The 20,560-nt window shown below is 69.6% G+C and carries 21 protein-coding genes; 9 read left to right on the plus strand and 12 right to left on the minus strand.

Features of this window, described 5'->3' with window-relative positions:
* Positions 1-73: 73 nt before the first annotated feature.
* From ACQ5DX_RS24380 to ACQ5DX_RS24400, 5 genes are read right to left on the minus strand one after another with little or no spacing between them, the layout of a single operon-like run.
* A complete protein-coding gene (locus tag ACQ5DX_RS24380) occupies positions 74-1,261 on the minus strand; it encodes a VWA domain-containing protein (RefSeq protein WP_430335042.1) in 1,188 nt (395 codons plus the stop codon).
* Positions 1,258-3,486, minus strand: a complete 2,229-nt coding sequence (locus tag ACQ5DX_RS24385; RefSeq protein ID WP_430335789.1) for a DUF5682 family protein — start codon at positions 3,484-3,486, stop codon at positions 1,258-1,260. Before ACQ5DX_RS24385 ends, ACQ5DX_RS24380 begins: the two co-directional genes overlap by 4 nt.
* Entirely contained in the window at positions 3,465-4,568 is a 1,104-nt protein-coding gene (locus ACQ5DX_RS24390; protein ID WP_430335043.1) for an ATP-binding protein, read from the minus strand. The genes ACQ5DX_RS24385 and ACQ5DX_RS24390 overlap by 22 nt, the downstream gene beginning before the upstream one ends.
* Entirely contained in the window at positions 4,565-5,983 is a 1,419-nt protein-coding gene (locus tag ACQ5DX_RS24395; RefSeq protein WP_430335044.1) for a DUF5691 domain-containing protein, read from the minus strand. Before ACQ5DX_RS24395 ends, ACQ5DX_RS24390 begins: the two co-directional genes overlap by 4 nt.
* Entirely contained in the window at positions 5,980-7,269 is a 1,290-nt protein-coding gene (locus ACQ5DX_RS24400; RefSeq protein WP_430335045.1) for an SWIM zinc finger family protein, read from the minus strand. Before ACQ5DX_RS24400 ends, ACQ5DX_RS24395 begins: the two co-directional genes overlap by 4 nt.
* 633 nt (positions 7,270-7,902) lie before the next feature.
* Between ACQ5DX_RS24400 and ACQ5DX_RS24405 the strand changes: the two genes are divergently transcribed.
* Complete coding sequence (locus tag ACQ5DX_RS24405) at positions 7,903-8,265, plus strand: RidA family protein (protein WP_430335046.1); 363 nt, start codon at positions 7,903-7,905, stop codon at positions 8,263-8,265.
* Between the two features lie 133 nt (positions 8,266-8,398).
* On the opposite strand, the gene ACQ5DX_RS24410 is transcribed toward ACQ5DX_RS24405, so the two are convergent.
* On the minus strand, positions 8,399-9,439 hold the full coding sequence (locus ACQ5DX_RS24410) for a phosphatidylinositol-specific phospholipase C domain-containing protein (protein WP_430335047.1): 1,041 nt from the start codon (positions 9,437-9,439) through the stop codon (positions 8,399-8,401).
* Positions 9,440-9,661: 222 nt separating this feature from the next.
* Here ACQ5DX_RS24410 and ACQ5DX_RS24415 point away from each other — a divergent pair, with 222 nt between their 5' ends.
* The 6 genes from ACQ5DX_RS24415 to ACQ5DX_RS24440 all read left to right on the plus strand — a co-directional run bounded on the left by ACQ5DX_RS24415 (position 9,662) and on the right by ACQ5DX_RS24440 (position 15,495).
* Positions 9,662-10,255, plus strand: coding sequence for a hypothetical protein (locus tag ACQ5DX_RS24415; RefSeq protein ID WP_430335048.1), 594 nt, complete (start codon positions 9,662-9,664; stop codon positions 10,253-10,255).
* Positions 10,256-10,853: 598 nt separating this feature from the next.
* Positions 10,854-12,311, plus strand: coding sequence for a flavin-containing monooxygenase (locus ACQ5DX_RS24420; RefSeq protein WP_430335790.1), 1,458 nt, complete (start codon positions 10,854-10,856; stop codon positions 12,309-12,311).
* A gap of 383 nt (positions 12,312-12,694) precedes the next feature.
* A complete protein-coding gene (locus ACQ5DX_RS24425; protein WP_430335049.1) occupies positions 12,695-13,279 on the plus strand; it encodes a hypothetical protein in 585 nt (194 codons plus the stop codon).
* Between the two features lies 1 nt (position 13,280).
* Positions 13,281-13,916, plus strand: coding sequence for a DUF6308 family protein (locus tag ACQ5DX_RS24430; protein WP_430335050.1), 636 nt, complete (start codon positions 13,281-13,283; stop codon positions 13,914-13,916).
* Between the two features lie 73 nt (positions 13,917-13,989).
* Positions 13,990-14,592, plus strand: coding sequence for a TIGR03086 family metal-binding protein (locus ACQ5DX_RS24435; RefSeq protein WP_430335051.1), 603 nt, complete (start codon positions 13,990-13,992; stop codon positions 14,590-14,592).
* A gap of 60 nt (positions 14,593-14,652) precedes the next feature.
* Entirely contained in the window at positions 14,653-15,495 is an 843-nt protein-coding gene (locus tag ACQ5DX_RS24440) for a hypothetical protein (protein WP_430335052.1), read from the plus strand.
* Positions 15,496-15,548: 53 nt separating this feature from the next.
* On the opposite strand, the gene ACQ5DX_RS24445 is transcribed toward ACQ5DX_RS24440, so the two are convergent.
* The 3 genes from ACQ5DX_RS24445 to ACQ5DX_RS24455 form a co-directional block, all read right to left on the minus strand.
* Positions 15,549-16,001, minus strand: coding sequence for a hypothetical protein (locus ACQ5DX_RS24445; RefSeq protein WP_430335053.1), 453 nt, complete (start codon positions 15,999-16,001; stop codon positions 15,549-15,551).
* Between the two features lie 164 nt (positions 16,002-16,165).
* The gene (locus ACQ5DX_RS24450; RefSeq protein WP_430335054.1) at positions 16,166-16,501 is read right to left on the minus strand and encodes a hypothetical protein; all 336 of its coding nucleotides are present in this window, start codon (positions 16,499-16,501) and stop codon (positions 16,166-16,168) included.
* A gap of 51 nt (positions 16,502-16,552) precedes the next feature.
* Entirely contained in the window at positions 16,553-17,092 is a 540-nt protein-coding gene (locus tag ACQ5DX_RS24455) for a DUF3558 domain-containing protein (RefSeq protein WP_430335055.1), read from the minus strand.
* A 208-nt stretch (positions 17,093-17,300) separates the two neighbouring features.
* Between ACQ5DX_RS24455 and ACQ5DX_RS24460 the strand changes: the two genes are divergently transcribed.
* Positions 17,301-17,486 carry a hypothetical protein gene (locus ACQ5DX_RS24460; RefSeq protein WP_430335056.1) on the plus strand — a complete coding sequence of 62 codons (186 nt, stop codon included), beginning with the start codon at positions 17,301-17,303 and terminating at the stop codon, positions 17,484-17,486.
* 11 nt (positions 17,487-17,497) lie between these two features.
* Positions 17,498-17,911, plus strand: coding sequence for a PadR family transcriptional regulator (locus ACQ5DX_RS24465; RefSeq protein ID WP_430335057.1), 414 nt, complete (start codon positions 17,498-17,500; stop codon positions 17,909-17,911).
* A gap of 278 nt (positions 17,912-18,189) precedes the next feature.
* Here ACQ5DX_RS24465 and ACQ5DX_RS24470 read toward each other — a convergent pair whose 3' ends face one another.
* Genes ACQ5DX_RS24470 through ACQ5DX_RS24480 form a run of 3 tightly spaced genes read right to left on the minus strand, consistent with a single transcriptional unit; the run spans position 18,190 to position 20,503 of the window.
* Positions 18,190-18,738, minus strand: a complete 549-nt coding sequence (locus ACQ5DX_RS24470; RefSeq protein ID WP_430335058.1) for a hypothetical protein — start codon at positions 18,736-18,738, stop codon at positions 18,190-18,192.
* Positions 18,738-19,358, minus strand: coding sequence for a response regulator (locus ACQ5DX_RS24475; protein ID WP_430335059.1), 621 nt, complete (start codon positions 19,356-19,358; stop codon positions 18,738-18,740). The genes ACQ5DX_RS24470 and ACQ5DX_RS24475 overlap by 1 nt, the downstream gene beginning before the upstream one ends.
* On the minus strand, positions 19,355-20,503 hold the full coding sequence (locus ACQ5DX_RS24480) for a sensor histidine kinase (protein WP_430335060.1): 1,149 nt from the start codon (positions 20,501-20,503) through the stop codon (positions 19,355-19,357). The genes ACQ5DX_RS24475 and ACQ5DX_RS24480 overlap by 4 nt, the downstream gene beginning before the upstream one ends.
* Between the last annotated feature and the right edge of the window lie 57 nt (positions 20,504-20,560).

Below are 20,560 nucleotides of genomic sequence, written 5' to 3' on the forward strand. Positions count from 1 at the left end.
CGGGTCGACCACCTCGGCCGGCCGTGGTGATCTGCACCATAACGCGGGGACGGGTCGCGGCGCTCGCCGGTGATCACAACGGGCCGCCCGACGCCGCCGCGAGGTCGTGCCGGTGCGCCCATGCGGCGACGTCGCCCCGCTCGAGCGCGACCGCCAGTAGATCCGGGAACCGGTCCGGGGTGCATGCGAATGCCGGAACACCCAGTGCGGCAAGCGCTGCCGCGTTGTCCCGGTCGAAGGCGGGCGCGCCGTCGTCGGACAGGGCCAGCAGCACCACCACCTGCACCCCGGCGTCGCGCATCGCGGCCACCCGGCGCAGCATCTCGGCACGGATCCCGCCCTCGTACAGGTCGGAGATCAGCACGAACAACGACTCGGCGGGCCGGGTGATCAGCGACTGACCGTAGGCGATGGCGCGGTTGATGTCGGTGCCGCCGCCCAGTTGGGTGCCGAACAGCACGTCCACCGGGTCGGACAGCTTGTCGGTGAGGTCCACGACCGCCGTGTCGAACACCACCAGCGACGTGCGCAGCGACCGCATCGAAGCGAGCACCGCACCGAACACCGACGCGTACACCACGCTCGACGCCATCGACCCCGACTGGTCGATCGCCAGCACCACGTCGCGTTGCACCGCCTGGGACCGGCGCCCGTAGCCGATCAGCCGTTCCGGCACCACCGTCCGGTACTCCGGGAGGTAGTGCTGCAGGTTCGCCCGGATCGTGCGGTGGAAGTCCAGGTCGCGCAGCTTCGGGTTGGTGGTGCGGGCCGCCCGGTTGAGCGCTCCCGTCACCGCGGTGCGGGTGGCCCGGGCCAGGCGTTCCTCGATCTCGCGGACCACCCGCTCCACCACCGTCCGCGCGGTCGCCTTGGTGGTCTCCGGCATCACCCGGTTCAGGCTCAGCAGCGTGCCCACCAAGTGGACGTCGGGTTCCACGGCCTCGAGCATCTCCGGTTCCAGGAGCAGCTGGGTCAGCCCGAGCCGTTCCATCGCGTCGCGCTGCATCACCTGCACCACCGAGGTGGGGAAGTAGGTGCGGATGTCGCCGAGCCATCGCGCCACGCGGGGGGCCGAACCGCCGAGACCGGCACCGCGCTGGGGATTTCCGTCCGCGGGGCCGCGGTCGTCGTAGAGCGCGGACAGGGCCGCGTCCATCGCGGTGTCCGACGCCGACGCCAGCCCGCCGGTGGATTCCTCGGCGACGTCGCCGAGCAGCAGCCGCCAGCGGCGCATCCGTTCGTCGTCGATCGGTGTGGTCATGCGGGGATCCCCAGGATCAGGGCGGTGGCCGTGAGGGCGCGACCGCCGCGGTCGGTGTCGAGGGCGACGTCGGCGGCGGTGGCCCGACTCCCGTCGCGCAGGATCTCGCCGAGCGTGCGGCGCTCCGCGGGGCCGAACCCGCCGAAGGTGCGGCGCAGGGCCGGCAGCGCGTCGAGGAACTCGTCGGCGTGCAGCCCGGACACCCACACGTCGATCAGCGTGAGCAGGTCCCGGTCGTGGACGAGCAGCAGCCCGCTGCCGCCCGCGAACCCGTCGATCCACCGCGCCTTCGCCGCGGCCGCGACGCCGGCCGACAGCGCCCGGCCCACCCGCGCGGTGGTCTCGGCGGTGTCGAGGCGCCCCACGTCGCGCAGCAGGCGCACCGTGCGGCCGGTGAGCAGGCCGTCGACGTCGTCGCGTCCGGCCAGCGTCGTCAGGGTGTCGAGCCATCGGTCGGTCGACGCGGGATCGTCGCGCAGGGTGAGCGCGGCGTGGACGTCGTCGAGTGCGCCGCGCAATCCGTCCGCGGCGTCGGCGTCGAGGCCGGTCACCGCGGCGGGCAGGCCCGCGCAGATCCGCACCAGCAGGGCGTCGACAACCCGGTCCAGCGCGGACAGGTCGGTGCCGCGCACGTCCCCGTACCGGAGGGTGCGCACCAGCGCCGGTAGCGCCGCCATCAGGTGGGCGACGTCGTGGTCGAGTGCCGCGGCGGTGTCGACCGCACCCAGCAGGTCGGCGACGGTGTCGCGGAGGTCGGCGAGCAGGGACTGCTCGAGCAGGCCGGTGACCTCGGCCAGGGTGATGTCGGGTCGAGCCGCCCGGTCGCGCACCACGGCCTCGGCGGCGGTGACGACGGTGGTACCCCAGCGGGCCGCCTCCACCACCGCGACCGCGAGTTCGGGTCGCCAGCGCAGCTTCCAGGACTCGCGGAAGGTGCCGGTCGAGCGCACCGTCGACTGGGTCGGCACCGCCCAGTCCACCTCGATCAACCGCAGCCGGTGCAGCAACTGCGACCGCTGCCGGTCGAAGTCGGCGCGCAGATCCAGGCTCAGTTCCTTGTCCGACGGGGAACGCTTGAGCCGCAACGACTTCGATCGCGCCCGCAGATCCGCCTCGAGCGGGACGGTCGGGGTCGCGTCGGGGACCTCGCCGAGGGACTCCCCGACGACCAACTGCCGTGTCACCAGGTCGAGCAGCAGCTCGTCGCCGTCGCACAGCACCGCGCGGGTGGCCTCGGTGACCTCCGCGAGACCCGGCAGCGGCCGGTCCCGCAGGGCCGCAAGGGTGTCCGCGAGGCGGGTCGCCTCGATGACGTGTGCGCTGGACACCGGCAGGTCCTCGGCGCGCAGCACCCGCGCCACCCGGGTCAGCCACCGGGCGATGGTGTCGTCGGGGGCGGTGAACAGGTGCTCGTACCAGCCGGGGGAGACGATGCCCGCGCCGTAACCGGACGCGATGGACAGCCGGGAGTGGGTCCACGGCACCCAGGTGAGCGACGCCTTCACCTTCGGGAGACCGCGCAGCAGTCGCGCGTCCGGTGCGGCCGGTCCCAGCCGGCCGGCCAGGGCGGGTGCGTGCATCGCCCCGCACACCACCGCGATCCGCAGCGCCCCAGCCTTGACCGTTGCGCGCAGCACCTGCCGCATGTGGGCCTCGCGGCGCGCGGTGTGGTCGTCGAGTTCGACACCCTCGCGCAGCGCCGCCATCGCCTCGGTGATCGCGTCAAAGGCTGCGGTCGGGTCGTCCTCCTCACCGGGGGAACGGGATTCGACGACCGTGTCCCACCACTGCTCGAAGTCGTCGTAGCCGGCCGCCGCCGCCAGCGCGGTCAGCGGATCCGGGCGGGCGGCCTCGTCGTCAGCGCGGTCCGCGGCGAGCGTCAACGTCGCCGGCAGGTCGCAGAACCGGACGTCGGCGTCGTGGAACACCGCCCAGCGCAGCGCCTGCCATTCCGGCGAGAACACCGCCAGCGGCCAGAACGCCGCGCGCGCAGGATCGTTCGCGGCGTATCCGAGCAGCGCCACCGGCGGGCGCAGCTGGTCGTCCATCGCCAGCGGGACGAGGGCGTCGGCGTCGGCCGGGCCCTCGATGAGCACGGTGTCCGGCTCGAACGCATCCAGCGCCCGCAGCACCGACCGCGTGGATCCGGGGCCGTGGTGCCGGATGCCGAACACCCGCACCTCTACGCCACTGGTTCCAGCGGTCACCCGGTCACCTCGCGGCACGCCCGGTAGAAGTCGTCCCACTCGGTGCGGTGGCGCACCACGGCCTCGAGGTACTCGGTCCACACCACCCGGTCGGCCACCGGGTCCTTGAGGACGGAGCCGAGGATGCCGGCCGCCACGTCGGCCGGGCGCAGGGTGCCGTCGCCGAAGTGGGCGGCCAGGGCCAGGCCGTTGGTCACCACCGAGATCGCCTCGGCGGTCGACAACGTGCCGGACGGGGACTTGACCTTGGTGCGGCCGTCGTCGGTGACCCCGTCGCGCAGTTCCCGGAACACGGTGACGACGCGGCGGATCTCCTCCGCGGCCGCGGGCACCGGCGGCAGTTCCAGTGCGGCGCCGAGCTGTTCGACGCGGCGGACCACGATCGCCACCTCGTCGTCGGCGCTCGCCGGCAGCGGCAGCACGACGGTGTTGAAGCGGCGGCGCAGCGCCGACGACAGGTCGTTGACGCCGCGGTCGCGGTCGTTGGCGGTGGCGATGACGTTGAAGCCCTTCGCCGCCTGCACCTCGGTCCCGAGTTCGGGCACGGGCAGCGTCTTCTCCGACAGGATCGTGATGAGCGCGTCCTGCACGTCGGCGGGCATGCGGGTCAGTTCCTCGATCCGGGCGATGGCGCCGTCGCGCATCGCGGTCATCACCGGCGACGGCACCACCGCGGCGGGGGACGGGCCCTCGGCGAGCAGTCGCGCGTAGTTCCAGCCGTAGCGCACCGACTCCTCCGCGGTGCCGGCGGTGCCCTGCACCAGCCGCGTCGACTCGCCGGAGATCGCCGCCGCCAGGTGCTCGGACACCCAGGTCTTCGCCGTGCCGGGCACACCGAGCAGCAGCAGGGCGCGGTCGGTGGCCAGGGTCGCGACGGCCACCTCCATCAGGCGCCGCGGACCGATGTACTTGGGGGTGATGACGGTGCCGTCGGGCAGCGTGCCGCCCAGGAGGTAGGTCACTACCGCCTGCGGCGACAGCCGCCACGACGGCGGGCGCGGGCGGTCGTCGGCCGCGGCCAGCGCCGCGAGTTCGTGCGCGTACTGCTGCTCGGCGTGGGGACGCAGCAGGGCCGGCTCGGCGGTCAGGGTGTCGGTCACGTCAGCTCCTGGTGAAGGTGTCGGCGGTGGGTGAGGATGTCGGCGGCGGCCGCGAACAGCGCCAGGCGGTCGAGGTCTCCGGTGCGGGTCGCGGCGTCGGACAGCGCCGACTCGAGCTCGAACGGGGCGCGGTGGGCGAGCAGGTCGACGGTGTGCCGCAGTTCGGCGGTCCGCACGCGGGACGCGTACGCCCCGGCCATGACCGCGGCGGCCACGTCGAGCGGCCACGGCGCCGCCAGCGCCGCGAGCAGGCTCGGGTCGGGCAGCGCGCCGTCGCGGGTGGCCCGCAGGCGGGCGATCAGCACGTCGCGCGGCAGGTGGGCCGCCACCTGCGGGTCGACGCTGCCGCAGCGCCGCAGCAGCGCCACCGCCCAGTCCGCGTCCCCCTGGGCGGCGACCGCGGCGGACCAGGCGTGCTCCAGCGCCTCCGCGAACGGTGCGGCCACGGACACGTTCGGCAAATCCTCTGGAGTGACGCCGAATTCGGCCCACACCGCCAGCGGTGCCGCCTGGGTGACCCGGGTCAGCCGGACGTCCGCGGTCGTCGCGGTGCGGTCGTCGAGGCCGTCGCGCAGGGCCGCGTCGTCGAGCCGTTCGGGCACCGTCACGGTGACGACGCCGTCGGCGACGTGGATCCACTCCCGCAGCCGCTGCGCCATGCGGCGCCCGAACGCGGAGCCGGGCAGGTGCCGCAGCACGCCCGCCGCGGCCTGTCGCACGCGCAGGCTGCGGTCGTCGAGGGCCTGCTCGAGCAGTGGTTCGTCGTCCGGACCGAGACCGGCGGCCAGTTCGGTGACCAGGGCGGCGCGCTGCTCCGCAGTCTCGGACCGCCACCCGGCCGACAGCAGGGCCCTCGACGCGGCCGGGTCGGTGCGGCGCAGCGCCGCGAACCAGCGGCGCCGAACCGCGGGGGTACCGTGCCGCCAGTCCTCGTCATCGCCGGTGTCGGGGGCGCGCAGCGCGGCCCACTCGGGGTTGCGGGCGGCGAGCCACTGGCCGCGCGGCCCCGCGAGCGTGACCAGTCCGTCCCGGTACTGGGCGAGCCGGACGGCGGCGCCGAGCAGGTCGACGAGCAGGTCCGATGGTGGCCGAAAACCCGCTGCGGCGCCGAACCATTCGGGCAGCAGCGGGGAGTCGACGAGGAGCAGGGACCGCAGTCGCGTCGCCGCGGCCTCCGGCAGCAACGGCCGCGGATCGTCGGGCGTGGCCGTCGGGACCGGTGCCGTGGTGGGTGCGGCCGCCCCGGCGAGGAACGCGGACTCCAGCGCCGCCGCCGCGAGCAACGTCGGTGCCGGGTCGCCGCCGTCGAGGGCGGCCGCCGCGGCCGCGGTGTGCAGGCCGGCCAGCGACACCGTCGAGCGGGCGGTGCCGAGAAGCGCTGTTGCCGTGAGGGATTCCGGGTAAGGGCGGATCACGCGGCGATCACCGTGCCGGCGTCGAACACGGAGGCGGGCAGCAGCGCGGTGCCGTCCCAGTCGCCGCACACGGTGACCGGGTGGCCGCCGGAGACGGCGAGTAGTTGCCAGCGGGACGGGTCGTCGCCGCCGACGGGCAGGGCCCGACCAGCGCGGTCCACCACGTGCCACGTTCCCGCGGTGACGGTGGGCGTGACGTCGGCAAGGAGCATCGGCCACGAGCGGATCCACGGGTCGGCGGCGAGCGCGGCGGCGTAGCCCGCGAGGGCGGTGGCCGGGTCGGTGGCGCCGGGCAGGGTGGTGAACGGTTCCGGTGCGGCGTGCTGGGTGCCCAGCTGCGCACGCAGCGGTGCGGCCGCCGGGTAGAAGTGCAGGTCGGCGTCGATGATCGTTCCCGGAATCGGTGCGGCCGTAGTGAACTGGGCGCTGCCGTGTGCGAAGTCGAGGAGCAGCGCCCAGCGGCCGGAATCGCGTCCGCGCAGCCACACCCGACGGGTGACCAGGCGCCCCTCGTCGGCGGTGCGGACGGCCAGCACCTGCCAGCGGTCACGGACGGCCGGTTGGGCGCGCACCTCGTCGGCGCGGACGGAAACCCCGAGGTGCGTCTGCACCGACCGGTTCAGCGGCTCCGGCAGTCGGTCACGGTCGCGGAACGCGCGGATCAGCAGATGTAGACGGGCGTACTCGGTGAGCAGCGGCGCCGGCCAGTCCGGGTCGCCGGCCACGAGGGCCGGCAGCGAGCGCAGGGTGGCGGCGACGCCCGGTGCCTGCGCGTCGACCATGCGGGCCGCGATGGCGTCGTAGGCGGCGGCGTCGTGGGGGACGGAGCCGAGGCCGGCGACGATCCGGTCGGTCAGCCACCGCTCCAGCTCGTCGAGGCCGGCGGCGATCCGCTCGGTGCGGCGCTCGGCGGTGGCCGGGTCGGGCGCCGTCTTGGCGGGTGCGTCGGGGGTGGCGGCGGCGCGGGCCGCCCGGGTGGCGAGCCAGTCGGTGACGAACTCGGGAGCCTCGGCGACGGGCATGGCGCCGTCGGCCCAGCACAGCAGCAGGCCCAGGGCGTGCTTGCACGGGAACTTGCGGCTCGGGCACGAGCAGCGGTACGCCGGGCCGGTCAGATCGACGGCCGCGAGGTACGGGTTCGTGCCGCTGCCGCCGCACGACCCCCACAGTGCGGTGTCGCTGCGGCCGGTGTCCGCCCATTTCGATGCCAGACCGCGCGCAGCCGTCAACGACGCCGGGTCGGGCGCGGCGGCCGCGATCTGCGCGGGGGACCAGGGTTCTGTCACGTCGGAAAAAAGTACGGCAGATCCCCGACAGGTCGCCAAGCGCGGAGCTCGATCGTGGGATCCGTCACGGACGGCGCTACCGTGGTCGGCACGTGTCCTTGGCGAAACACCGTCATCGCCGAACTCCGGCCCGACGCCGCGACCCTGCCCGGACCGGTCCCCGGGCGCGTCCCGCCCAGTCCTGTCCACCTGGGGCCGGTACCGGAGTGGCGCCGCCCCTCGCGACGTCGACAACGGCTTGCGCCGATAGGTGTGGTCGGCGTCATGATCATGGGTTCGGCCGGCCGCACCTACCAGCCGGGTCACTGCGAGAGTTGGAGGCGAACTGGCGACTGTGGGATCTGATCTACAACGGGATCCTGCATTCTGCCGCGTCCGGGAACTGCACGATCACGCATGCGGCGCAGAAACACCTCAGGCTCCCGATCGTCGCGCCCTCTCACACTGTCGACGACACGGGTCCGCGGCCTCGGTCGGACTGACCGTGGAAGTCGAGGCGCGGCCGCGCCGGTAAACAACATGTTGCATGCCAAAGATTTTCGGAATCCGATTGTGGGGGGTCCACGTGCGGGTCCGGCTGCAGGCTATGGTCTGGGTGAAATTCGTTGCTGCCCACCGCAGAGGGAGTACTCGATGTCCATGACCGAGGTGTCCGCCGACCACCCGTACAGCCCGGCGTTCGTCGCCGCAGGGCTCGTATTCGTCTCCGGCGCATTGTCCGTCGATGCGTCAGGAGCTCCGGTGCCTGGCCGTATCGAGGCGCTCGACGCGGCGGTCGACCGGATGGTCGATCGGCTTGCGACCGTCGGTGGCGAACTGAAGGACGTCGTGAAGCTCACCTACTTCGTGACCGACCTGTCGTTGCGCGAGGAGGCGAACCGGCAGTTCGAGCGACTCTTCGACGCCCCGCGTCCGGCTCGCACCTTCGTCGAGGTGAGCGGACTGCCGTACGGCGCGACGGTCGAGATCGACGCCGTCGCGACCGCGAAGGGCTAGGCAGGCCCGAGCACCGGGGATCGAGGTGCACGCAAGCCGTCCGTGGGCGCTGTCACGGAGGGCGTTGCCGTGGTCTGCACGTGTCCTGGGGAGGAGACATACGCACGCGGGGGTGGATCCCAGAAGAGCCTGCTCAGCCGCGGGGAAGCTCCATTGTCATGACCTGTGGGAGACCAACCCAATCCGAACTCACGATCGTCGCAGAGTGAGCTGCCAGTAGCTGCACTCGCGCGATTGCCTGCTCCGGTGTCGGCGACACCCCGTCGATCGGCGGTTCGACCGCGTATGCGTCGGTCGCCACGACGAGGTAGCCACCGTCCCTGTACCACCGGCTGTCGCTGCTCAGGAGATCGCTCGCGTCGCCGTCGAACACCACAAACCATCCGGCGAGGTCGGCGCCGAAACGCGCCCCCCGGGCATCCCCCTGGTCAAAGCCGTGCACAGCAGGGAACACCGTCGCCGAATCGAATCGGTCGCTGTCGTGAAGCGTTCTCAGGTGCTGCGCGTACTCGACGTCACTGGTCAACCGATTGATCGGGACGGTCTTCTCCACCGTGCCGGGAATCAGTTCGATCACGAACCGTCCCGCCATGTCCGCGCTGCTCGGCCAGTGCCCGGCGCGGACCGCATCGTCGAGGGACGCCGCGTTTCCGATCAACTCAGCCGGACCGAATACCGTGCCGCCCAGTCGATCCCGGATCAGGCGGTCCAAATCTGCGGGTCCGCGCCCTGTCCCAGCCGCGAATCCGTCCTTCATCTCGAGTTTGACGACGACCGGTCGGTGCCCCGGATTGGAGTCGTGCCATAGACGGAGATCGTCGAGGCACGAGCCGAGGTCGCCGAAGCCTGATGCGGAGCCCGTGGACGCGACGAAACCCGTTCCGTCGGTGCAGTTGTTGTCGTTCCCGATCGGGTTCTCGTGAGAGACACGCCAGCCTCGTCCCAGTGGATTCGTCCAGACGTCGATCTCGACCATGCCGGCCCCGTCGTCGAGGGCGTCCACCAAGTGCGGATAACGGAACGTCTCGTAGGCGTTGTGTACCCCTACGCGTGTGAGATCGCCGAACCTGAGCTCCGCCGACGAGGACGGGACGACGTCGGCCACGGCAACTGGACCCACTGCCATCGTGCACCCCACTGTTACTGCCGCAGCCAGCATTCTGCGTCGTCTCATGGCGAGCAGGGTAGGGCAAGCCGCTACCTTCGGCGTTCGATTCGTCGGTTAATGATCAAAACCTCCACAGCGACACTCACCACTGCGCGACCATCACACGTACAAGACGTTCGAACCGGACATCTTGGTTAGGTAAGTGACGGTGTCCCGCTACGACAATGCCGTCGAAGGTGCGCGCGGGAGATTCCGCTCGGCGCCGTCTCCTGGTGTTACGGTGAGCCCGTGTTCGACTTTGCCAGTCTCGACGCGGCGATCCTCATTACGCTCCGCGCGTGCGTCGCGGAACTCCGCGATGCCGACGACTCGCTCGCGGTGGTGGCCTGCGGCATGGTCGAAGACCTCACCGGGTTCTTCGTTGCCGGGGCCGGTGCGACGTGGGCCGCTGGGCTCGAGGGATCGAGCGCAGACAAGGCGCAGTGGGCCTGGAGTCCGTCGGAGTGGCCGCTCTGCGGTGAAGACCCGGACGATGCCGCGCCAGGACGGGTAACGAGCGCAATCTGGGCGCTCTCTGGCACCCAGGCAACGATCGACGGGACGGGGAAAGAGCTCGAGGCGGATGCCTATGATGCCCTCCGGCTGCAATACGAGAACCGGATCGTGCGTGCGATCCAGCGGATGCAGGCGGATGGCGAGTTTCGCGATGCCGCGGGAAATGACGTGTGGATCTGGCTGCACTCCGCGGACGACGCTGATCCCGAGCTCGACGCGCGCAGCTTTGCCGCCCTGCAGGGCCCCGAACTCGCCCGCGATTTCAGTGACCGTTTCGGCGCCGGGGGCGATCGGCTGCTCGCGCGTATCGCAGCCCGCGAGGCGTAGCACAGCACGGAAGGCGTCGTCCCGGTGACCTGCGCGCTCAGGTCCCGCTCACGTCGGCGGAGTCGGGCGCCACGCTGCACCGCCGAGTACCTCTGTGGCCCGTAGGGCGTTTCGTTGCTGTCGTAGTGCCTTTCACATTCTGGCGCTTCGGTGGTGAATCGTTCTTGGCCGGCGCGGTGTGGGCGCAGGTGGCCAAGTCGTGGGTGAACACCTACGAGTTGGTGGAGATCGAGTTCTCGGTCAATGGATTGAATCGTGTTCTGCGGTTGACGGATTCGTTGGGAAGGCGGATCTGTTCGTTCCGGCTGACGAACCGAAAGTTCGATCGACTCTTCGACGCCCCGCGTCCGGCCCGCACCTTCGTCGGGGTGAGTGGGCTGCCGTACGTGCGACGGTCGAGATCGACGCGGTCGCCGTGGCCGACACGCGCGGCTGAGCCCGGACGGTCGGTGCGGGCGTCGGCGACTGAATCGCGCGGAAACCCTGGCCGCATCCACCCAGATGAGTGATACTCGGAGTGACATATATGTGGGAGGGTGGAGCCGTGGATCGGAACACGCAGTACGACGCCGTGATCGTCGGTGCCGGCTTCGGCGGAATGGGTGCGGTAATCGCCCTGAATCGGCTCGGCCTGACGAATCTGGCGATCCTCGAACGCGAGGACGACCTCGGCGGCACGTGGCACGTCAATCGCTACCCGGGCCTGGCCGTGGACATCGCCTCGGTCACCTACTCGTACTCCTTCGAACCGAATCCGCACTGGTCGCGGCTGTTCGCGCCGGGTGCCGAACTCAAGCGGTATGCCGAGCACGTCGCCGACAAGTACGACCTGCGCCGGTACATGCGGTTCGGGACGGTCGTCACCGGCGCCCGCTGGGACGAGACCGCACGGCACTGGGTGGTGTCTGTCGAGGGCGGCGAACAGGTGACCGGGCGCTACCTGCTCACCGCGACCGGATTCCTGTCGCAGCCACAGATGCCGGACATCGACGGCATCGACACGTTCTCCGGTCGCGTCCTGCACACCACCGCGTGGGAGGACGGTATCGACCTGGCGGGGTCGCGTGCCGCGATCATCGGCACCGGTGCCACCGCCGTCCAGTTGATCCCCGAGGTCGCCCGGAAGGCGCGGGAGCTCACCGTCTACCAGCGCACCCCGATCTGGGTGGTGCCGAAGGCTGATGTTCCGATTCCCGGTGTGGTGCAACGGCTCTTCTCGCGGGTTCCGGCAACGCAACGCGTAGCCCGCTTCGTGAGCGATGCGATCCTCGAGGGCATCATGGTCAGCGCGGTGCTGCACTACCGCCAGGCGAAGTTCCTCAACAAGGGGGCCGCGGCGGCGTCGCGCTTGTTCCTGCGGGCTCAGGTGCGGGACGCCGAGCTGCGTCGCCGCCTGACCCCCGACTACGACTTCGGGTGCAAGCGGCCGACGTTCTCCAACAGCTACTACCGGACCTTCACGAAGAAGAACGTGAACCTCGAGACGACGTCGATCGCGCGGATCGAACCCGACGCGATCGTCACCGCCGACGGCCGGCGCACCGAGATCGACACCTTGATCCTGGCAACCGGGTTCAACCTGTGGGACGTGAACTTCCCCGCAATCGAGATTATCGGACGGGACGGCCTCGACCTCGGAAAGTGGTGGCGCGACAACCGCTTCCAGGCGTACGAGGGTGTTGCCGTGCTGAAGTTCCCGAACTTTCTCACTCTCGCGAGTCCGTACTCGTACAGCGGGCTGTCGTACTTCACCACGATCGAGTCGCAGATGGTGCACATGACCAGGCTGCTGACCGAGATGCGCCGCCGCGGCACCGACGTCTTCGAGGTGACCGAGGACGCCAACACCCGGTTCCTCGACCGGATGACGGCGAACCTCGACGACTCGGTCTTCTACGGCGGAAGCTGTGGATCGGCCCGGTCGTACTACTTCAACCAACACGGTGAGGCCGCTCTGCTGCGTCCCACCTCGACGGCCAACGCCTTCGCCGAGGCGCGACGCTTCCCGCTCGACGACTACGCCTTCTCCGCGCCGGACCCGGCGCCGGCGCGGTAGCGGCGCACCGGTCGGTTTGCCGCGATCGGTCGCTCTGGTGGATTCGTTGTCCTGTTGGACTCGTGGACGGTGAATGCGCTGCGGCGTGCACTCGACGGGTGTGCGGTCGTGGAAGCGATCGTCGGCGAGGATGCCGTCGTGGATGGAGTCGAGCGACCTGAGCCGGTCGACCGGGCCGCAGGCCCCGGCGGATAGAGTCGTCTGTCCGTTCGGTGACGTGGGATAGGGGTCTGGTTACGTGATCACTGGTGAGCTCGGGGACGCCGACATCGACGAGGGCTGTTTCGAGTAGGCCCGGACAGCGCTCTCGCGCGGTCCTCGAGGAAATCTCCTGGACTGTCGCCCCCAGAACACTTCCCGAACCCCCGAACCCGAGGACACCCATGACTGACATCAACCCGTCCGCCACCGAGGCCAACTTCAAGCTGCTGCAGACGGAACCGTTCTTCGAGGTGGTGGTCGACCTGGTCGCCGGCTATCTCGCGTCGGCGTTCGACGACCCCGCCGCGGTCGAGGTGGACGAGTGGACGCTGAGCTGCCTCCCGACGACGAACAAGACTGCCGAGCGCGAACGCCTCTTCACGCTCAATGTCGGCCCGATGGAAGTGCTCTACGTGGAGCGCTACACGGAGAACGGGGAGACCGTCGACTTCCGCACAGTGCTGTACACCTCGCTGTCCGCGCTGATGCGCCGCACCAGGTACAGCCTCGACGGACTCGCCATGGCGAACCCGTTGCTGCGCTTCAAGGAAACCGAACTGGCCTCTGCCGACGGCGATGGAGTGCTGATCGACTGGTTCCTGTCCGACGAGGGCGCCGACGACCAGTTCTTCGAACTGCCGCTGGACGAGACGACGATCGCTCCGCTGGCCGAGCGGCTGGTGAGCAAGGGGCGTGGCCCGTATGCTCAGTACCACAATCGGTGGTTCGCGCAGCACGTCCTCGATGTGATGAACGAGGATGCCTGACATGACGATTCGGCTTCCCAAGGTTCTCTCGTCCGGTGGCGACACCGCCGCTGTCGAGGTGCTGCGGACCTACTTCACCGAGCCGTTGGTGAAGACCGGATACCTCCGCAGTGGAGCCAGATGGGACACGTGGGATTCGACCGGGACACGTGACCGGGACGCGAACGTGTTCACCGCCGACGACGTGGTCGCCGTCTCGATGCTGTCGGTGGAGGTCTCGCCGGACGGAGCCCAGATTCTGTTGCGGGAGCGCCGCGACGAGTTCGCCGGACTGCTGGCAGACGTCGGCCCCGACCGCGAGCTGGTCGACGAAGCCGACGAACTGACCCCGGAATCGCCGGTGCTGCGGCTCGAGGATGCGCTGTGGACGGTGCCGAGCATCGGACGCACAGTCGCGTCGAAGCTGATCGCCCGGAAGCGTCCGCGGCTGTTCCCGATCTACGACCGCGTCATCGGTGAGGTGCTCGGCACCAAGCAGGCGCACCTCGAACCTGTCCGGCAGGCGCTGCGCGCAAACGACGGCGAGCTGCACCGCAGACTCGTCTCGCTTCGGGAGCAGGCGGATCTGGACGAGGCGATTCCGGCCCTGCGGATTCTCACCGTTCTCGCCTGGATGCAACTCAAGGCGCCGCGCTGACGGGTCAGCCGATGAGTTTTGCTCCGCGGCCGGGTCGATACCTGTGAGACGACATTCGACCAGGGAGGCGCGCATGACGATCGAATACGACTTGGGGCCGGCCGCTGCGCAGGTGGCACGGCTTACCGAGGGCATTGCCGATGAACAACTCGACCTTCCGACGCCCTGTTCGGAGTGGTCGGTTTCCGACCTGCTCCGGCATTTCCTCGAACTGACCAACGCCTTTGCCGCGGCAGCTCGGAAGGTGCCGTTCCCCGGTGACGGGTCCGGCCGACCGGACCAGTTGCCGTCGGACTGGCAGGCCCAGCTTCGTCGGCAGCTCGACGCGATGGCTGAAGCGTGGCGGTCGGCTGACGCGTGGGAGGGGGAGGCCACCGCGGGCGGCGTGACCCTGCCGGCACCCGTCATTGCGGCGGTCGCGGTGGACGAACTGGTCCTGCACGGATGGGATCTCGCCCGGGCCACCGGTCAGCCCTTCGAGGCCGATCCGGCCAGCATCGAGGCGAGCCTGGGATTCGCGGCGTCGATGTCCGTGCCCGGCGAGGAGGCCGGCCGCGAGGGGCTCTACGGGCCGGTGGTCCCGGTCCCCGACGACGCCTCCGATCTGGACCGGCTCCTCGGATACGCCGGCCGCGATCCGCAGTGGGCGCCGTCCGGGGAAATCGTCGGCGGGTAACCGCCGCCGGGGAATTGGGCGATCATGGATCGACAACGCTCGCGGAAAGGTCGATCCCTGATGGAGGAAGCAGCGATGGCGGGACGCCCGGTATCCGGCACCCGACAGCCGGTGAACTACGGCGAAGTGGAGGGCGCGGTCCTTCAGGCGCTGCCGAACGAGGGGCACCGCGGTGTGAACCGCTTCAGCGTCGCGCTCATCGGCGATGCGGAGTCGTTCGATGCGTTGCTCGCGGCGTTCTGGCGGGTCGAGGCGGCGCATCGCCATGACGGCCGGTGCTTTCTGATGCTCGACGATCCGAACCAGTGCCTCTACACGAGCGGACATGCGCGCGCCAAGCACGAGCTGGATGGAGACATCGCGTACCCGGACGACGACACCGACGACGCGCTCGCCGCCTACGAGACCGCGGTGTTCGAGTCGGCCGCAGCGGCGCTCCGAGATCCGGACCGGGCTGTGCGATGGGAGGACGTGGGCAGCTCGTTCGTCACGGAGCCGAGCGACATCGAGGCGTTGGTGGCGCTCAATCGCGACCCGGGTCTGGTGGTGGACGACGTGCACGTGGTGCAGTGCCTGCCGACCGCGGATGACACCGATCTGCTCGCCGACCTCCCGAACGGCTACTTCGCGTGCGACTGGACGCCTTTCGAATGCCACGCCGTGGCGCGCCGGATGGGCGAGCGCCACGGGTATGCGCTCGTCGGGATCGGCGCGTCCACGCTCGGATTCCTCAGCGTCCTCGATCCTGAGCAGCGGGACGTCGACGCCTTGATCGCCGATCTGCGCGAACTGTACGGGCAACCTGACGCCGACGCCTGGAACGAACTCGCCGATGTGCTTCGGGGGTCGTCGGTGCTGCTCCTCGGATACACGGAGGACTTCGCGGAGCTCACAGAGACCTAGACGTGTCTCCTCAATGCCGGTGATGGTTCGCCGGACGCCGTAGGGGACACGCCCTAGAGTCCCCTGAGCCCGAGCAGTCGACTCGCGAGGCGAGGCGGTCGATCCCCTCGCCCCCTCAGTCGATCTACGAGCTCAGGCGTGTGGGGTGGGAACGAGTCGAGGATCTCAGCGGGCCCGAACGCGATGGGTTCGCCGAGTTTCGCGCGGTCTCGAGCGTCCGTCCAACCCGTGATGAGGAGATACCATCCCACTTCCGCGACCACTGACGAGTCTGAGTTCAAGACCGCTTCGATCTCCACGACGCCGTCGCTGAGCGAGGTGACGTCCTCGACCGCCCGAGATATCACCACGATCTCCGCCGATGGATCACTGTTCCAGACCGTCGCGTTGGCCCACCGCTTGAAGAGCTCGGTGTCCTTGCGTTCTAGGGCATCTTGGCGCCACCAGAATGCGAGGAGCCCCGCCACGATGAGCCCGGTGGAGCCCCAGAGAACGAACTCGAACATGTCCACATCATAGGAATCGAGACGCCCACCCATGAGCACGATCAGAAGGCGATGAGTGAACCTCTCCGGCCCTGGGCGGTATCGCCTACAGACTGCGCCACCTCGGTGAGCGAGATTCGTGGCGTCAAGGTGCTCATCGAGGGTTCAGCCCTCGATGGTCTGCATCAACGGCCGTGCTCAATCACGTTGAACCGCTGAACGTTCGACTCCTCTGCGGCGGTGTAGCTCGCGGCGATCTTCTCGAACACCGACTGCATCTGCTCCACGACGGTGATGTGGTCGGCGAGCGCCTGGTCGAGGGGGTACTCGCCGCCCGACGCCTTCTGCTCGAACTTGCGAGAGAGGGCGAGGCCGGACGGAAGGTGGCCAAGCCCTTCGATTCTGGATAGACGTGTCGCGCGTCGTTGGAGATCCATTAGCTCGTCGCGCAGTTGGTCGCAGCGCGCGGCGCATCTCTCGGCAATACCCGGTTCGAGGAAGAGTTCGCCCGCGTCGACCATTACACCGAGTTCGCTCCACGAAGGATTCATCCACATGATCGGTCCTTTTGGTCAGCGAGGTAGAGACGGTTCGAGGAGTTGTGCGTTCTTGATCGCGAGTGGGCAGGGGCTCTCGGACGGTGGCAGCCCCTTGCCGTAGTCGGCCTGCAGCATCAGGGTGTCCGGACCGGCAGCGAGTACGACATCGCAGTGCTCGTTGCGGGTATCGGACTTCTCGCGGACCGTGAATGCTTTGCGTCCGGCTAGATCAATCGGAGTCGCGTCAGTGAAGCGTTCGCTGGTGAGGACCGCGTCGAGTGGCATTCCGGTGGCGAAGATCGTCACGTAGAAGGCGCGATCGGGCTTATTCCAACTGCACAGACTCCAGCCCGGCTGCTTGACGTCCATGATGTCGCGCTCTTCGGATGCCGGATCAACCCCGATCGCCCGCAACGCCTCGTCCGGAATGCTGCACGGATCGAACGCCGGCTCCCCGGCCTCCGGTTTCGTGGTCTCGGCCTGCCCCTCGACGCTTGTCGACCCACAGCCGGCCGAGCCGAGAACCCCGACCGCGGCGATGACCGCGACGCTCCACCGTCCCAGTGACCTCACGCTTCCCCCTCGTTTCGCGACGATTCGCCCATTGGATCAGACGCACGGGCACCCCACCCGGTTCCATCGAAGATCCCGTCGCGACCACCAGTGACCCACACCACCCTTTTCAAAGATACGATCACGATATATCGTGAGTGTGTCGGTTAACGATGAAAGGAGAAACCGATGAGGAACATGAATCACCGGCGAGGGCCGGAACAGATGCATGAACACCCTGCATGGGGTGAGGAAATGGGCCGCCAGCGCCGCCATCACCGCCCGTTCGACGGCGAGGATCCGCGCATGCGTGGCGGTCGGGATCGTGGACGTGGCCACGGGGGTCCCCGTGGACGTGGCGGGCCGCGCCGAGCAGGCCGTGGCGACGTCCGCGCTGCCGTCCTGCTGCTCCTGAAGGAGGACTCGATGTACGGCTACCAGTTGATGCAGACCATCACCGATCGCACCAACGGGTCCTGGCGTCCCAGCGCCGGCGCGATCTACCCCACGCTCCAGCAGTTGGAGGACGAGGGCCTGGTCGAGACGACCGCCGAGGGTGGCCGCAAGCTCGTCACACTCACCGACTCCGGTCGCGAGTACGTGGAGCAGAACGCCGAATCCTGGGGTGACCCATTCGCATTCGCGGGAGCGGGGACGGATCTGCGTGGCCCCCTGCACGATCTGCATGCCGCCGCCCGCCAGGTCCAGACTTCCGGGACCGCCGCCCAACTCGCCGCCGCCGAGAAGGTGCTCACAGATGCGCGTCGCGCCCTGTACCTGATCCTGGCCGGCGACGACGCCGATCCGGGCGACACCACGGAGACTGCGCCGGAGTCCTGAGCGATCCCCGCTAGGTTCTGCTCATGACCCCAACCTCCGGCGCGTACTCCGGTCGGCCGCTGCGACTTCCCGCTCCGCCGACCGTCGAGAACATGCCTGCCCTGGCGCAGGCGTGCTCGGTCTCGGTTTCGCGCCAACACCGGCCACGACCTGCCGTTCACGGTCGCCTCGGCGGGGGAGATCGACGGCTACCTCGGCGAGATCCGCGAGCAGGAGGGCGGCAGCGACTACCTGGCGACCTGTCCCGCCCCGCGACGAGGCGACGCTGGTTCGGGCGGTCACGATAGGCGTTGCGCCGCCAGCGGTTCGAAGTCGAACTCGCCATCGCCGAACAACTCTGCCGCTTCGCTTCGCAGCACCCGGGTCGCGACGTCGAGCGACGGTCCGAGTAGTCGCAGCGAATTCATCTTCTGCGAGCAGTACACCGAGAATTCGCCGCGTTCATCGCGAACGGCGGTGTCCCACAGCATTACATCCCCGTTCTCGCTGATAGCGAAGACCTGGAGCGAATCGGCGAGCGACCAGTCGCCGTCGGGCTCGATCATCCAGTCGAACTCCTCGGCCTGCCCGTCACGGTAGGTCTCGCGGAGCCGTTCGGTGAGAATCCTGCTCCTGGCCTGCCATCCGTCCGCGTAGCCTTCGAGCGCCGGTGGGTACACGAGCCACAGCCCGAACAGTCGGCCCCAGCCGAGACTACGAACGAACTCACGATAGGACGCCGGGAACGCGGCACCGTCCGCGAACCGATACGTATCCAGCAGGTCGAGATCGATGTGGGCAAGGGTGGGATCACCCTGGACGCGGATCGAGGAGAAGTCGGTCAGCATCAGCGAATCCCGTCCCGACGCAAGGCGATTGAGACGGCCGCGGCGCGGGAGTCGACACCCAGCTTGGCGTAGATGTGCGCCAGGTGCGTCTTCACCGTCGCCTCGCTGATGAACAACCGCTTGCCGAGTTCCTTGTTCGTCAGTCCCTCGGCCAGCAGGCTCAGCAACTCGGCCTCGCGGGCCGTCAGCGCCTGGTCGGGGCGTCGCATCCGGTCCAGCACCCGCGATGCGACCGGGGGCGACAGGACGCTGCGGCCCGCGATGGCATCCCGGATGGCGCCGAAGATGTCCTGCGGCGCAGAGTCCTTCAGCAGATAGCCGATGGCGCCGGCGTCGAGCGCGCGCACCACGTCGGCGTCGGTGTCGTAGGTGGTGAACACCAGCACCGGCTGGTCGGGCCGGCTCGCGCGGATCCGGCGGATCGCCTCCACCCCGTCGATCCCGGAACCGAGCGCCAGATCCATCATCACCACATCGGGTGAGTGGTCGGCGGCCATCGCGACGGCGTCCTCGCCGGTATCGGCCTCGCCGATCACCTCGATGTCCGGCTGTGAATCGAGCAGGGCCCGCAATCCCGCCCTGACCACGAGATGGTCGTCGACCAGCAGCACCGCGATCACGACGCACCCCCGACCGGGATCTGCGCCGCGACGACGGTGCCCTCGCCCGGCGCGCTCTCCACCGAGAACGTGCCGCCCAGCGCCTCGACGCGCTGGCGCATCGCCGGGAGACCGAACCCGGCGGACTCGCCCACGACGAACCCGGCGCCGTCGTCGAACACGTCCAGGGCGACGGCGTCGGGCAGGTAGGTCAGGGTCACCCCCACAGTCTGCGCCCGCGCGTGCCGTCGGATGTTCGACGCCGCGCTCTGCGTGATCCGCAGCAGCGCGTGCTCGACGTCCGACGGCAGCCCGACGGGCTCGCCGATCACCCGCAGCTGCGCCGACGGGACGTACCCGCGGACGGCCGCGAGCAGGGCCGCGTCGAGCGACTGGGTCTCGAGATCGGGGGAGCTGAGGTAGTGGATCAGGTTGCGGGTCTCGGCCAGGTTCTCCCGCAGCGCCGTCGTCGCGGTGCGGACCTCGTCCCGCGCCCGTTCCCCGGACGCGTCCCACACCTCGTCGGCCGCCTCGAGGTGCAGCAGCGCGCTGGTGAGCCCCTGCGTGACGGTGTCGTGGATCTCCCGGGCGAGCCGCTCGCGCTCGGAGAGCACCCCGGCCTCCCGCTCGGTCTCCGCGAGCCGGGACTTGGCCTCGACCAGTTCGCCGAGCAGCCGCTCCCGCTCGGCGCTGTCGCGCTCCACCTGCCCGTACGCGAGGACGATCAGCGCGCCCGTGCACAGCGGCGCCAGCAGCACCGCCCACTCGGTGCGGCCGCTGAACGACGCGAACTCGATGCCCGCGAACACTGCGAGCGCCGCGACGATCGGGTACGCGGCCCAGCGCGGGAACGCCCGCGTGCACAGGAAGAAGATCGGGAACGCCGTCCACGCGAAGCTCGGCGCCAGCCACACCAGCGCCACCCACGACGTCAGCACCGGCCACACCCACGGCTGGCACGCGCCGCCGCGGCGCGACAGCACCACGATCACCGCGTACAACGCGGCGAGGACGGCGATCAGGCCCGCGACCACCAGCCACCGTCCGCTCACCCCGTGATAGGTCAGGTAGCGGGCCGTGGACGCCGCGAGCAGTACGTAGAACGAGAGGTGGATCGCGAGGCCGAGCGGCCCGCGGAAGTCGGTACTGCCCGCGTCGTCCTGCATCGGGCCGATCCTACGGACGGTTCCGTGGGTCGGTATCGGCCATTCGGATGATCTGGT

Source organism: Rhodococcus sp. ACT016 (assembly GCF_050477185.1).
Classification (GTDB): Bacteria; Actinomycetota; Actinomycetes; order Mycobacteriales; family Mycobacteriaceae; genus Prescottella.